The sequence below is a fragment of the Rhizobium glycinendophyticum genome (assembly GCF_006443685.1).
GTDB lineage: Bacteria > Pseudomonadota > Alphaproteobacteria > Rhizobiales > Rhizobiaceae > Allorhizobium > Allorhizobium glycinendophyticum.
Window position 1 is genome coordinate 615,974 of sequence record NZ_VFYP01000001.1, and the last position, 13,299, is coordinate 629,272.

13 protein-coding genes are annotated in these 13,299 nt (G+C 60.3%); 12 read left to right on the forward strand and 1 reads right to left on the reverse strand.

What is annotated here, in order from left to right; genetic code table 11:
* Window positions 1-30 precede the first annotated feature (30 nt).
* The 4 genes from FJQ55_RS03025 to folD all read left to right on the forward strand — a co-directional run bounded on the left by FJQ55_RS03025 (window position 31) and on the right by folD (window position 2,608).
* Window positions 31-588 carry a rod-binding protein gene (locus FJQ55_RS03025; protein ID WP_140826232.1) on the forward strand — a complete coding sequence of 186 codons (558 nt, stop codon included), beginning with the start codon at window positions 31-33 and terminating at the stop codon, window positions 586-588.
* A gap of 24 nt (window positions 589-612) precedes the next feature.
* Window positions 613-978, forward strand: coding sequence for a hypothetical protein (locus tag FJQ55_RS03030; protein ID WP_062276361.1), 366 nt, complete (start codon window positions 613-615; stop codon window positions 976-978).
* Window positions 978-1,511, forward strand: a complete 534-nt coding sequence (locus FJQ55_RS03035) for a flagellar basal body-associated FliL family protein (RefSeq protein WP_140826233.1) — start codon at window positions 978-980, stop codon at window positions 1,509-1,511. Before FJQ55_RS03030 ends, FJQ55_RS03035 begins: the two co-directional genes overlap by 1 nt.
* A gap of 197 nt (window positions 1,512-1,708) precedes the next feature.
* On the forward strand, window positions 1,709-2,608 hold the full coding sequence (gene folD / locus FJQ55_RS03040; RefSeq protein ID WP_140826234.1) for a bifunctional methylenetetrahydrofolate dehydrogenase/methenyltetrahydrofolate cyclohydrolase FolD: 900 nt from the start codon (window positions 1,709-1,711) through the stop codon (window positions 2,606-2,608).
* Between the two features lie 23 nt (window positions 2,609-2,631).
* On the opposite strand, the gene FJQ55_RS03045 is transcribed toward folD, so the two are convergent.
* On the reverse strand, window positions 2,632-3,663 hold the full coding sequence (locus FJQ55_RS03045) for a LacI family DNA-binding transcriptional regulator (protein ID WP_140829052.1): 1,032 nt from the start codon (window positions 3,661-3,663) through the stop codon (window positions 2,632-2,634).
* 276 nt (window positions 3,664-3,939) lie between these two features.
* Here FJQ55_RS03045 and FJQ55_RS03050 point away from each other — a divergent pair, with 276 nt between their 5' ends.
* The 8 genes from FJQ55_RS03050 (at window position 3,940) to FJQ55_RS03085 (ending at window position 13,279) form a co-directional block, all read left to right on the forward strand.
* Window positions 3,940-5,301, forward strand: coding sequence for an ABC transporter substrate-binding protein (locus FJQ55_RS03050; protein ID WP_140826235.1), 1,362 nt, complete (start codon window positions 3,940-3,942; stop codon window positions 5,299-5,301).
* A 121-nt stretch (window positions 5,302-5,422) separates the two neighbouring features.
* The gene (locus FJQ55_RS03055; RefSeq protein WP_140826236.1) at window positions 5,423-6,433 is read left to right on the forward strand and encodes a carbohydrate ABC transporter permease; all 1,011 of its coding nucleotides are present in this window, start codon (window positions 5,423-5,425) and stop codon (window positions 6,431-6,433) included.
* A 1-nt stretch (window position 6,434) separates the two neighbouring features.
* Complete coding sequence (locus FJQ55_RS03060; protein ID WP_140826237.1) at window positions 6,435-7,580, forward strand: carbohydrate ABC transporter permease; 1,146 nt, start codon at window positions 6,435-6,437, stop codon at window positions 7,578-7,580.
* Between the two features lie 39 nt (window positions 7,581-7,619).
* Window positions 7,620-9,275, forward strand: coding sequence for a beta-galactosidase BglA (gene bglA, locus FJQ55_RS03065; protein WP_140826238.1), 1,656 nt, complete (start codon window positions 7,620-7,622; stop codon window positions 9,273-9,275).
* A 16-nt stretch (window positions 9,276-9,291) separates the two neighbouring features.
* Window positions 9,292-10,380, forward strand: coding sequence for an ABC transporter ATP-binding protein (locus FJQ55_RS03070; RefSeq protein ID WP_140826239.1), 1,089 nt, complete (start codon window positions 9,292-9,294; stop codon window positions 10,378-10,380).
* 157 nt (window positions 10,381-10,537) lie between these two features.
* The gene (locus FJQ55_RS03075; protein ID WP_140826240.1) at window positions 10,538-10,942 is read left to right on the forward strand and encodes a hypothetical protein; all 405 of its coding nucleotides are present in this window, start codon (window positions 10,538-10,540) and stop codon (window positions 10,940-10,942) included.
* 120 nt (window positions 10,943-11,062) lie between these two features.
* Window positions 11,063-11,767 carry an SDR family oxidoreductase gene (locus FJQ55_RS03080; RefSeq protein ID WP_140826241.1) on the forward strand — a complete coding sequence of 235 codons (705 nt, stop codon included), beginning with the start codon at window positions 11,063-11,065 and terminating at the stop codon, window positions 11,765-11,767.
* Window positions 11,768-11,956: 189 nt separating this feature from the next.
* Window positions 11,957-13,279 carry a DUF2778 domain-containing protein gene (locus FJQ55_RS03085; protein ID WP_140826242.1) on the forward strand — a complete coding sequence of 441 codons (1,323 nt, stop codon included), beginning with the start codon at window positions 11,957-11,959 and terminating at the stop codon, window positions 13,277-13,279.
* The last annotated feature ends 20 nt before the right edge of the window (window positions 13,280-13,299 follow it).

A 13,299-nucleotide genomic window follows, 5' to 3' on the forward strand; every position in this document is an offset into this window, starting at 1 on the left:
TCGCCACGAACAAACATCGAGGATGTCATCGTGGCCATATCAACCCCGAGCGATCTCGTGCTGGACGTCGTCCGCGCTGCAGATCCGTCGCAAGTTGCCGCTGCCCAGGAGCAGATGAAGACCAACCGCGCCAACTTCCTCGCCACCAGCCTGGCGGAAAAGGGTGAAGGCTTCGGCGCGACGGTCGATATCCTCAATCGCACGACCAATGCTGCCCGTGTGGAAGCGACAGCCCAGCACAAGGACGAGGACGGTAAGGTCCCCAAGGTCTATCGCAACTTCGAAGCCGTCTATCTCACCAACTTCGTACAGACCATGCTGCCGAGCGAAAGCGAGGAAGTCTATGGCAAGGGCAATGCCGGTGAGATGTGGAAGAGCATGATGGCCGAACAGATCGGCTCGGTTCTGTCGGAATCCGGTGGCGTCGGCATTGCCGATCAGATGTATCACGAAGCCTTGCAGCGCGCTCGTGGTGACGAGACGGTGAATGCCAAGACGGACGAAACCAATCGCGGCGCGGCCTTGAGTTGGGTGACCGATCTCGAGCGGCGGACCCTGGGCCCCAGTGCCGAAAGCCAGAATCCATAAAGATCGAAAACAAGGTATAATTTCATGGAAGTTGTTTCGAGCGAATATCGGGTCAAGACGGTGCTTAGCCGCCTGGAGCGCATCATCGACAACGAAAACGAGCGGATCGGCAAGGATCCGGAGTTCGATTTCAAGGTATCGAATGCCCACAAGAGCCGTTGCCTCTATGAGCTGACCATGCTGTTCCGCGACACCGATCCGCGCGAATTCGCCGTCAACTATGTCGAGCAATTGCATGCTCTGAAGGAAAAGCTCGCGACCAATGCTCGCCGTGTCGAAGCGCATCTTGGTGCCGTCCGTGCTGTGGCCGACCTCCTGAAGAACGCCATGCGGGATGCCGATGCTGATGGCACCTATTCTCAGGAACAGTTCCAGTTCAGCGAGTTCTGATGGGCAAGATACTCGGAATCGGTCTGTGGGTTTGCATCGTGACGCTCGGCGCGGTCTACGGCTCGATCTATCTCGCCACGGCGCCGGCCGGACCGAGCGATGAGGCGAAAAAGCCAGCGCTCGAACTCGTTCGCGGCGAGCCGATCACCATTCCGGTGCTCGCCGGCGGTGATGTGCAGGGATACTTCCTGACCCGCATTTCCTTCATGATGGACAAGGAAAAGATCAAGGGCCAGAAGCTGCCCGTCACCGAGATGATGACGGACGAACTCTTCACCCTGCTCGTCGGAAACAAGATGGTCGACATTGCCAATGTCGGCGCCTTCGATGTGATGGCTTTTCGTGACAAGGTGAAGACCGAGATGAATGCCCGGCTCGGTGAGGGTATGGTCGACCAGGTGATGATCGAACAGCTCGACTACGTGTCCAAGGACGCCGCCCGCAAGGCAGCCGACGGTGCTCCTGGTGCCATGGCGAAGACCACGGTCGTCGAAGGCGAGAAGGTCGAGGAAAAGCCGGCCTCCGGTCACTGACCGTCTGCAATCCACCTATCTACGCTCTTCGCGCCGAGCCTTGCTATTGTAGCGAGGCTCGGCGTTCTCGGGTGCGGTTCGGTGTCTGCTTCGCCCTTGCAAATTGCCGCAATTTGACAGCATAGGACGGGGACAGGCAAACGCGACGTCTGTGATGGCGCTAGCTTGCCGGCAGTCTGAGACGAGGAACAAGCACAGTGACGACGGTGATTGATGGGAAAGCGGCGGCTGCCTCGGTGGTCGAAGCGGTAAGCTCTGCGGCAGGACAACTCGAAGCGAACGGACATCGTCGACCGGGACTGGCGGTCGTCATCGTCGGTGATGATCCGGCAAGCCATGCCTATGTCGGTGCGAAAAGCCGCATGGCCAAGCAGTGTGGCTTCAACTCGATCCAGCATACGTTGCCCGAGCAAACCTCGCAGGACGACCTGATGGCGCTCGTCGCCTCGCTGAACGCCGACCCTGACATCGACGGAATTCTCGTCCAGCTTCCCCTTCCGAAACACCTCCATAGCGAGCCCGTGATCCAGTCGATCCTGCCGGAAAAGGATGTCGACGGCCTGCATGTCGTCAACGCCGGTAAGCTTGCGACGGGTGACCTCGAAACCGGCCTTGTCTCCTGTACCCCGGCCGGTGCCATGATTCTGGTGCGCCAGATTCACGGCAAGGATCTCTCCGGTCTCAATGCCCTGGTGATCGGCCGTTCGAACCTCTTCGGCAAGCCGATGGCACAGCTCCTGCTCAACGCCAATGCAACGGTGACCATCGGGCATTCGCGCAGCCGCGACTTGCCGGAACTTGCTCGTCAGGCCGACATTCTCGTGGCCGCAGTCGGGCGTCCCGAAATGGTCAAGGCCGACTGGCTGAAACCGGGCGCGACCGTCATCGATGTCGGCATCAACCGTATCGATGCGCCGGAAAGGGGTGAGGGAAAGTTCAAGCTGGTCGGCGACGTAGCCTTTGACGAATGCAAGCCGGTGGCGAAGGCGATCTCGCCAGTTCCCGGCGGTGTCGGTCCCATGACGATCGCCATGCTGATGGCCAATACCGTGATCGCCGCCTATCGCCGCGCCGGACAGGCTGCTCCGAGATTCTGACCGCTGACTCTCGTCAAACCGGATCAGGCGCCTGCAGGCGCCGGTCCGGTCGAGGCTCTGACCACCAGCTCCACCTTCCATAATTCCTGCTCCGGCAGGGCAGGGGCCATCCCGCTGATCATCCCGATCAACCGTTCCCCCACGCGTCGGCCGGCTGCCTTCAACGACGAGCGCGTGGTTGTCAGTGGGATGGTAAAATTCTCCGGCTTCAACAAGGGCAATTCGTCGTCATGGGCGATCAGCGACATGTCGATGCCCAGCTTCAGCCCTGCCTCGTTCATGGCGCGCACGGCCCCAAGCGCAAGCACCGTACTGGCACACAGCACGGCAGTCGGTCGCTCCGGATGCGCCAGAATTTCTTTCATGCCACGATAGCCCTGTTCGTCGCCCATGAACGTGTGCCGGACATGCGCTGGATTGAGACTGAGTTGTGCCTGCGACAGCGCCTTTTCGGTGCCAAGCTTTCGGCGAAATGCGAAATCCAGATCGGCTGGTCCATTCAGTAGCGCGACCCGCTTGTGTCCCAACTGCATCAGGAAGCGCGTCGCATCGAAGAAAGCGCCTTCATTGTCGACGTCGAGATAGGGGTAATCCAGCTCCATGCCATAAGATCGTCCATGCACGATGAAGGGCAGCGATAGAGACTTCGCCATGGCGATCCGCGGATCCTTCTCCCGCACATAAGCGAGATAATATCCGTCGACGCTACCGCTCGCCACGAGCCATCGGATGGCCTCTTCCTCCTGGTTCGCCTTGGCCGGCATGATGACGAAGTGAAAATCCTGGGTGATGGCAGCTTCCGCGAGACCGCTCTGAAACTCGGCAAAATGCATATCGGAGCTGTGGTCCGGCGAGATCGGCATGATCAGGCCGATCGAGCCCGCCTTGCCTGTCGCCAGCCGCTGGGCTGCGCGATTGGGACGATAGCCGGTCTCCTTTGCCGCCAGCAACACGCGCTGGCGCGTGTCCTCGCTCACTTCCGGATAACCATTGAGCGCGCGGCTGATCGTCGTTTGTGACAGCCCGAGCAGCTGAGACAATTCCTTGAGATTCACTGCTGGCATTCCTCTCCCAGGCCCGTGCGCAACCTCCTGAATTGCGCTCAAAGCGCTTCGACTATGGCTCAGGCCGGGCCGACTTCACAAGCGGAAACTGACTGAAAGCAAGGCATCCGTATGTTGCCTTGCGGCATGTTGCGACGTTTTCAAGCAAACGGAGAAAAGCCGCTTGACTCGCGATGGAACCCAATGGGATGAAATAGGCGCCAAAGCGCTTTGAAGAAGTGCGGACCGAAGGACGTTGGCCGTCCGATGTGATGGGAGGTTAATCACATGAAGAAAATGTTTCTGATGACCGTGGCAGCAGCCGCGCTGGTCGCCGGCACTGCCGCCGCAGCAGACCTGAAGTTCAAGCCGGGTGAGGATTCCAAATTCAACTGGGCAAGCTTTGAACAGTACAAGGCAGCGAACAGCGCCTTGAAGGGCCAGTCGATGACCATCTTCGGCCCCTGGCGCGGCGAAGACCAGGTATTGTTCGAAAGCGTCCTGGCCTATTTCGAAGACGCCACCGGCGTTGACGTCCAGTATTCGTCTTCTGAAAACTACGAGCAGCAGATTGTTATCGACACCCAGGCCGGCAGCCCGCCGAACGTGGCCATCCTGCCGCAGCCGGGCCTGATCGCCGACCTTGCGTCGAAGGGTCATCTGACGCCGCTCGGCGACGAAACCAAGTCCTGGCTCCTGGAAAACTATTCGGCCGGGCAGTCGTGGGTCGACCTGTCGACCTATAAGGGCAAGGACGGAGCTCCGGCTCTCTACGCATTCCCCTACAAGATCGACGTGAAGTCGCTGGTCTGGTACGTGCCGGAAAACTTCGAGGACGCTGGCTATGAAGTCCCGAAGACCATGGAAGAGCTGAAGGCCCTGACCGAAAAGATCGTCGCCGACGGTGGCACGCCCTGGTGCATCGGTCTGGGTTCTGGCGGTGCGACCGGTTGGCCGGCAACCGACTGGGTGGAAGACATGATGCTGCGCACGCAGCCCGCTGATGTCTACGACAAGTGGGTTACCAACGAAGTGAAGTTCACCGATCCGGCCGTTGTTGCTGCGATTGATGAGTTCGGCTGGTTCGCCAAGAACGACAAGTTCGTCGATGGCGGTTCGAAGGCCGTCGCTTCGACCGACTTCCGCGACAGCCCGAAGGGCCTCTTCGGCGCACCGCCCAAGTGCTACCTCCATCACCAGGCTTCGTTCATCCCGTCCTTCTTCCCGGAAGGCACAAAGGTGGGTGAAGATGCAGACTTCTTCTACATGCCGCCCTATGCCTCCAAGGCAGACCTCGGCAATCCGGTCCTCGGCGCCGGCACACTTGCCATGATCGCCAAGGACAGCCCGGCTGCCCGCGCCTTCATCGAGTTCCTGAAGACCCCGATTGCCCATGAAGTCTGGATGGCACAGTCCAGCTTCCTGACGCCGTTCAAGGGCGCGAACAAGGCAGCCTATGCCAACGCGCCAATGGCCAAGCAGGGCGATATCCTCCTGAACGCGACCACGTTTCGCTTCGACGGCTCCGACCTGATGCCGGGCAAGATCGGCGCTGGCGCATTCTGGACCGGTATGGTTGACTACTCCGGCGGCAAGCCCGCTGCGGATGTTGCAGCCGACATCCAGAAGGCTTGGGACGGGCTTAAGTAAACCCGCAACCGACCGCAATTCGCCGGGCCGCATCGAGACGATGTGGCCCGGTCGTCGATACACAAGAACAAGTGCACCGCGCCTCGAGGCGACGCGGAGCGATCGACAGGGAGGGGACATCTTGGAACAGTTACTCTTTGCATTGCTGACGATCATCGTCGGCGTCGCCGCAGCGATCGGTTATTTCTACGGCTCGAACCTGCTGCTGGACCGCATTTTTCCATCCCGCATCGCCGATACGGCCAAGGCGTCCCGCAATTTGCGCCGCGCGGCGCTCATTCGTCCCTGGCTGTTCCTGGGGCCGGCGCTGATCTCCTTGACCGTCTATCTGGTCTATCCACTGTTTTCCTCCATCGCCTATTCCTTCATGGATCGCGGCGGTGAAAACTATGTCGGGCTCGCGAATTTTCGCTGGATGCTCAACGACGGCGAGTTCCGCCAGTCGATCTACAACAACATTCTCTGGCTGATCGTGGTGCCAGCGGGCTCCACCTTCTTCGGCCTGATCATCGCAGCACTCACCGACCGGATCTGGTGGGGCAATATCGCCAAGTCGCTGATCTTCATGCCGATGGCGATCTCCTTCGTCGGTGCATCCGTTATCTGGAAATTCGTTTACGACTATCGCGACGCCGGCTCCGAGCAGATCGGTATCCTGAACGCGATCGTCATGGCCTTCGGGGGCGATCCGCAGATCTGGATCTCGCTGCCCTTCTGGAACAACTTCTTCCTGATGGTCATCCTGATCTGGATCCAGACGGGTTTTGCCATGGTTCTTCTGTCGGCTGCCCTGCGCGGAATTCCGGAAGAAACGATCGAGGCCGCCGTCATCGATGGCGCCAATCCCTGGCAGATCTTCATCAAGATCAAGGTGCCGCAGATCTGGACGACCATTGCCGTCGTCTGGACCACAATCACCATCCTCGTTCTCAAGGTGTTCGACATCGTTCTCGCCATGACCAACGGCCAATGGCAGACCCAGGTTCTGGCGAACTTGATGTTCGACTGGATGTTCCGCGGCGGCGGCGATTTCGGCAAGGGTGCCGCAATCGCTGTCGTCATCATGGTTATGGTCGTGCCGATCATGATCTGGAACATTCGTAACGCCCGCCGGGAAATGGAAGGACACTGAGATGGTCGCAAAGAAACTTTCCCCGCTGACGATCGTCGTCAATCTGACCGTCCTTCTTCTGGTCGTTCTCTGGACCCTCCCGACTGCGGGCCTTCTGATCTCGTCATTGCGCGACAAGGACCAGATTGTCGCATCGGGTTGGTGGACCGCGCTTGGCACCTCCAGCCAGAACGCCATCTATCGAGCCCCTCCGCCGAGTGCGCAGGTCGAGGAAAACGGTGTCTTCGTCATTTCCGGCAATGTTTTCGAAGGCAACGCCGGCAATGTCTCTGCCTTCGGCATCAACATCAACGCGCCTGCCGCCTATGAGCCGGGCCAGACGGCGGAACGCAACGACGGCAGCAAGCTGACCATCCAGGAGAATGGCGACTTCCGCATCGAGTCGACCACCGCCTTCGAAGGCACGCGCGGCGACCGTATCTTCTTTACGGCTTCGGTGCCGCCGCGCTTCACCCTGGAGAACTACCAGACGGTGCTCACCGCCGAGGGGCTCGGCAAGTCCTTCCTCAACTCGCTGACGGTGGCCATACCCTCGACCATCATCCCGATCCTTGTTGCAGCCTTCGCCGCCTATGCGCTCGCCTGGATGAAGTTTCCCGGCAAGGCGCTGCTGCTCGCCGTCATCGTCGGCCTGCTCGTCGTGCCCTTGCAGATGTCATTGATCCCGCTGCTCAAGATGTACAACGGCGTCGGCGCCTTCTTCGGCGTACCGGCCAAGGGTTATCTCGGCATCTGGCTCGCCCATATGGGTTTCGGCCTGCCGCTCGCCATCTATCTGCTGCGCAACTACATCGCCGGCCTGCCGCGCGAGATCATGGAATCGGCCCGTGTCGACGGCGCCTCCGATTTCGAGATATTCACCAAGATCGTCCTGCCGCTGTCCTATCCGGCACTCGCCTCGTTTGCGATCTTCCAGTTCCTCTGGACCTGGAACGACCTGCTGGTCGCCATGGTCTTCCTGGGAACCGGCGACAACGAACTCGTTTTGACCGGACGCCTCGTCAACCTGCTCGGCTCGCGCGGCGGCAACTGGGAAATCCTCACGGCTTCGGCCTTTATCACCATCATCGTGCCGCTCCTCGTCTTCTTCGGCCTCCAGCGCTACCTCGTCCGGGGTCTGCTCGCCGGTTCGGTCAAGGGAGGCTGAGCGGTCCGGCTCAACTTCAGACATGCACAAGGATTGACTATGAGTTCATCGACGCAATCGGCGCTTCCCGCCGACAAGGATTGGTGGCGTGGTGCGGTGATCTACCAGATCTATCCGCGCTCCTATCAGGATTCCAACGGCGACGGCATCGGCGACCTCAAGGGCATCACCGCGCGCCTGCAGCACATCGCCGATCTCGGCGCCGATGCGATCTGGATCTCGCCCTTCTTCACCTCGCCGATGAAAGACTTCGGCTACGACGTTTCGAACTATGTCGATGTCGACCCGATGTTCGGTTCGCTGACCGATTTCGACGGCCTGATCGCCGAAGCGCACCGCCTCGGCATCCGCGTCATGATCGACCTCGTGATGTCCCACTCTTCGGACCAGCATCCCTGGTTCGTCGAGAGCCGCTCGAGCCGCGTCAATCCGAAGGCTGACTGGTATGTCTGGGCGGATTCGAAGCCCGACGGCACGCCGCCGAACAACTGGCTGTCGATCTTCGGCGGTTCGGCCTGGCAGTGGGACCCGACCCGCATGCAGTATTACCTGCACAACTTCCTGACCTCGCAGCCGGACATGAACCTGCACAATCCGGAGGTCCAGGACGCCTTGCTCGCAGCAACCCGCTTCTGGCTGGATCGTGGCGTCGACGGTTTCCGCCTCGACACCATCAACTTCTACTTCCACGACAAGGAACTCAGGGACAATCCGCCGCTGGCGCCCGAGCGCCGTAACGCGTCGACCGCGCCGGCCGTCAACCCTTACAATTTCCAGGAACACATCTACGACAAGAACCGCCCGGAAAACATCGCCTTCCTCAAGCGGTTCCGCGCGCTGCTGGACGAGTATCCTGCAATCGCCGCTGTCGGTGAAGTCGGCGACAGCCAGCGCGGTCTGGAAATCGTCGGTGAATACACGTCCGGCAACGACAAGATGCAGATGTGCTACGCCTTCGAATTCCTGGCGCCGGAACCGCTGACGCCCGAAGTCGTGCGCAACACCCAGAATGCCTTTGCAGCCGCCGCCCCCGAAGGCTGGGCCTGCTGGGCCTTTTCCAACCACGATGTCGTGCGCCATGTCAGCCGCTGGGGTGCCAGCGTGCTCGACCGCGACGCCTATGCCAAGATGATGGCGGCCCTGCTGCTCACCCAGCGCGGCTCGGTCTGCATCTACCAGGGTGAGGAATTGGGTCTGACCGAAGCCGACATCGCCTTCGAAGACCTGCAGGATCCCTATGGCATCCAGTTCTGGCCTGAGTTCAAGGGCCGTGACGGCTGCCGCACGCCGATGGTCTGGGACGACCACGCCACCCAGGCGGGTTTCTCGACAGCGGCCAAGACTTGGCTGCCCATCCCGGTCGAGCATGTGCTGAAATCCGTCAACACGCAGGTCGGCAGGCCGGAGACGGTGCTGGAGCAGTATCGCCGCTTCCTCGCCTTTCGCCGTCAGTATCCGGCCTTTGCCAAGGGCGACATCACCTTCCATGAAGCGAGCGACACGCGCCTTGCCTATACGCGCGCGCTCGGCAACGAGAAACTGCTCTGCGTCTTCAACATGAATGCCGAGTCTGCCGCGATCGCCTTGCCACAGGGAGAGTGGCTGGCGCTCGAGGGGCACGGCTTCGTCAGCAGCGTCAACGACAACAAGGTAGAATTGCCGGCCTGGGGCGCTTTCTTCGCGCGCCACGCCTGACAGGGGAGGAAGAGAAATGACGGGTCTGGTTCTGAAAGACATCCGCAAGGCCTATGGGCAGGTAAAGGTCCTGCACGGCATCGATCTGGAGATCAAGGAAGGCGAGTTTGTGGTCTTCGTCGGCCCGTCGGGCTGCGGCAAGTCCACGCTGCTGCGCATGATCGCCGGTCTTGAGGATATCACCAGCGGCGAGATGTATATCGACGGCCAGCTCGTCAACGATGTGCCGCCTTCCAAGCGCGGTATCGCCATGGTTTTCCAGTCCTATGCGCTTTACCCGCATATGACGGTTTACGACAACATGGCCTTCGGCATGCGCATTGCCGGCGAGAGCAAGGAAGAAATCGACCGTCGCGTCCGCTCGGCCGCCAATATCCTGCAGCTCGGCCCTTATCTCGACCGCCTGCCCAAGGCTCTGTCGGGCGGCCAGCGTCAGCGTGTCGCCATCGGCCGCGCCATCTGCCGCGACCCTAAGGTCTTCTTGTTCGACGAACCGCTGTCGAACCTCGATGCAGCGCTCCGGGTTGCGACCCGTATCGAGATCGCCAAGCTCAACGAGCAGATGGCCGACGCCACGATGATCTACGTCACGCACGACCAGGTCGAGGCTATGACTTTGGCAGACCGTATCGTGGTTCTCTCGGCCGGCAAGATCGAACAGGTTGGCCCTCCGCTCGAACTCTATGAGCGTCCGGCCAATCTCTTCGTCGCAGGCTTCATTGGTTCGCCCGCCATGAACATCATGCCGTCCACCATTATAGAGACCGGTGCCGTCACCCGCATCAAGCTCAAGGACGGCTCTGAAGTCGCCGTCGATATCGAGACGGCAGCCTCCGAAAAGGGCAAGACCGCAAGCTTTGGCGTCCGTCCTGAAGACCTTTCCATCGCAACGGGGGACCAATTCCTGTTCGAAGGCACGGTGTCGATCGTTGAGGGCCTTGGTGAAGTCACGCTTCTCTATGTTATGGGCCCGGTCGAGGAAGAACCGATTGTGGTCAAGCTCCCGGGCATCGTCGACGTGAAAAAGGGCCAGACTTTGCGCTTCTCTGCCGACCGGACGAAGCTCCATCTCTTCGACGCAGCTGGCCAGACCTACCGCCGCTAACCGTATTCAACTCTCCTGATTTGTTAAGCCCTCGTTATCCCTAGTGGTAACGGGGGCTTTTCGCAGCCATGTTCGGCATCGTGTGAAATACCGACTGTTAAGGTGTGACTGCTAGCTTTTTACCCATAACAAACGACAAAAAGACAAGGGTAGAACAATGAGAGCGGCAGGTGGCAATCACTTTCTGAAAAAGGAAGAATCCTTCATGTACGACCGGGAGAACCGGTACCGCATGGAAGACACCATGAATGCCGGGCGTCTCGAATATACCGAGAACGGCATGACCCACATGGCGGCGCGGCGCTGCGACGTCATTCGCATCTCGATGAGCGGCGCGGTGATCGCCCTGCTGACCCAAGTCAATCTCCCGAAGCAGTTCTATCTCGACATTCCGGACGCCCGTATCAACAAGGTTGGCGCAGTCCTGATGAAAACCTTCCCGAACAACACCGCGGAGATCCGCTTCCTGCGCCTGCTGACGCAGAAGGAACTCGACCGCATCTTCGTCTTCTCCACCCATCCGGCGCACAAGGACCGGGTTCTCGACGTCCGCAGCTGGTAATCAGGGCATTCGGATTTTTGAAGGCCGGTGGAGCGAAGGCTGCACCGGCCTTCAGCATTTCTGACTGGACATCGAATACAGGACCTTCGATCTTTCGCCCACATCAACGGGAGAACGAACATGTCCATTGAAAAGGTAGCTATTGTGACCGCCGGCGGAAGCGGCATGGGAGCTGCAGCAGCACGCCGACTGGCCGCCGACGGCTTCAAGCTTGCCATTCTCTCCTCCTCCGGAAAGGGCGAGGCACTGGCGGAAGAACTGGGCGGTTACGGAGTGACCGGCTCCAACCGCTCGGCGGAAGACCTTGCCCGCCTCATCGACGGCACCATGGAACGCTTTGGCCGTATCGACGTGCTAGTCAACAGCGCCGGCCACGGTCCGCGCGCGCAGATCCTAGAGATAACCGACGAGCAGTGGACGACCGGCATGGATGTCTACCTGCTCAACGTCATCCGCCCGACCCGCCTCGTCACGCCAATCATGCAGGCGCAAAAGTCCGGCACGATCATCAACATCTCCACCGCCTGGGCCTTCGAACCCTCGGCCATGTTCCCGACGTCTGCCGTTTTCCGCGCGGGCCTTGCCTCCTTCACCAAGATCTTTGCCGATACCTATGCGGGCGAAAACATCCGCATGAACAATGTTTTGCCCGGCTGGATCGATAGCCTGCCGGCGACCGAGGAACGGCGCGACGCGGTGCCGATGAAACGCTATGGCACCAGCGAGGAAATCGCCGCGACCATCGCCTTTCTCGCATCGGATGGCGCTGCCTACATCACCGGCCAGAACCTGAAGGTTGACGGCGGGCTCACTCGCCATGTCTGAGATCACCCTGAATGAAGCGGCGGAATGCTGTTTGTGACAACAAATCGCTCCGCGTAAACCACTTGGTTACCAAACTTCTTCATTCTTTAGGACCAGCGACAGGACAAAAAAGTCCTCTCCTGTCCCAGTAAAGCCGGCATTGACTGTCATGTGCCGGTTCCCAAGAGTTTGGTAAGCGAGTTCAGTATCATGGCGTCCTCGACCTCTCCGGTCTCCGGTGGCACTGCGTCCGCCGTCAAGAAGATGCAGTCGCGCAAGGTCAAGCGCGGCTCCAGCCTGCCGACGGTCATGGGCGTTACACTTGCCTGTCTCTTCTGGACGACCGCCAGTTTGGCCGTGTTCAAGGGGCTGGCCTCGTCGCCGATTGAGGCGCCGCTCTACAACGCTCACGTCCTGCCGAAGCCAAGTCTCGCCCTGGCGCAACCTCTGACACCGCAAGCGACGACGGCATCGTCAGGCGACTTCCACGCGCTCGAAACCATGCGGAAGCGATTCGCAGAAGCGGTCGCGGCAACCGACAGTCTAGGGCTCCTGATGCTGCCGACCGCTATGCGTCTGGCCGAGGTCGAGAAATCCGACCGCCTGCTTCTTGCTCGCATCGAGAGCTTCTCCGATCCGCAGGCAATGGCCGTGCTGCGCGAAGCGCTCGGCAAGTTCGAGGCCGAACGTCAGCAGGCGGCGCTGGCCGTCGCTACCCGCGATCGGCGCACAGGTGCGGACGATATCGTGCCGGTGGATCCCATCGTGACAGCCTCTCTTGCCCCGGCGTCAACGATCGCGCCGACTGCGCTCGGCTATGCCGCACCTCCAACGGCGGATGCGGTGATGGCGGCGACAGATCCCCGCGAGGAGCCGTTCCAGGAACTTCTATCGGAACCGCAGGCGAGTGAGCACGGCGACTTGCCGGACGACGGCCCGCTGCCGCAGGCAAAGCCCCGTGCGGCGGCAATCCCGGCGCCGGAGCCCCCCGTCGCGACCGCTCCGGAAAAGCCGAAGAGGAAGACGCTGGCCAATATGCTGGCCTATGCCAAGCCGGATAATCCGATCACCACGGATGACGGGGCAGGCGGACTTTTCAGCCGTAAGAACTCGCTTCCCGGTCCAGGTAGCCGCATCGCGGTCTATGTGATCGAGGATGCCACCGTTCATATGCCGAATGGCGAGAAGCTTCGCGCCCATTCCGGAAGAGCACATATGCGCGACAACCCGAAGTTTGTGCACATGAAGAACCAGGGTCCGACCCCGCCAAACGTCTACAAACTGCGGATGCGTGAAGCCCGATTCCATGGTGTTGAGGCGATCCGCATGACCCCGGTCGGCGACGCGAAGATGTACAATCGCGATGGCTTCCTCACCCATACCTATCTGCTGCGCAAACGCGGAGACAGTTCGGGCTGCGTTGTGTTTGAGGACTACAATCGCTTCCTGAATGCCTTCAAGCAGGGTCAGGTCAACACGTTGATCGTGGTGCCCTCGCTGCGGGAACTGCCGAAATACACCGCAATGCTTTGACGCAAGCGCATAGATCGAAG

Coding starts and splice junctions, on each gene's coding strand:
- FJQ55_RS03030 (WP_062276361.1), top strand. CDS start 613: ATGGAAGTTGTTTCGAGCGAATATCGGGTCAAGACGGTGCTTAGCCGC.
- FJQ55_RS03035 (WP_140826233.1), top strand. CDS start 978: ATGGGCAAGATACTCGGAATCGGTCTGTGGGTTTGCATCGTGACGCTC.
- FJQ55_RS03050 (WP_140826235.1), top strand. CDS start 3,940: ATGAAGAAAATGTTTCTGATGACCGTGGCAGCAGCCGCGCTGGTCGCC.
- FJQ55_RS03060 (WP_140826237.1), top strand. CDS start 6,435: ATGGTCGCAAAGAAACTTTCCCCGCTGACGATCGTCGTCAATCTGACC.
- bglA (WP_140826238.1), top strand. CDS start 7,620: ATGAGTTCATCGACGCAATCGGCGCTTCCCGCCGACAAGGATTGGTGG.
- FJQ55_RS03070 (WP_140826239.1), top strand. CDS start 9,292: ATGACGGGTCTGGTTCTGAAAGACATCCGCAAGGCCTATGGGCAGGTA.
- FJQ55_RS03075 (WP_140826240.1), top strand. CDS start 10,538: ATGAGAGCGGCAGGTGGCAATCACTTTCTGAAAAAGGAAGAATCCTTC.
- FJQ55_RS03080 (WP_140826241.1), top strand. CDS start 11,063: ATGTCCATTGAAAAGGTAGCTATTGTGACCGCCGGCGGAAGCGGCATG.
- FJQ55_RS03085 (WP_140826242.1), top strand. CDS start 11,957: ATGGCGTCCTCGACCTCTCCGGTCTCCGGTGGCACTGCGTCCGCCGTC.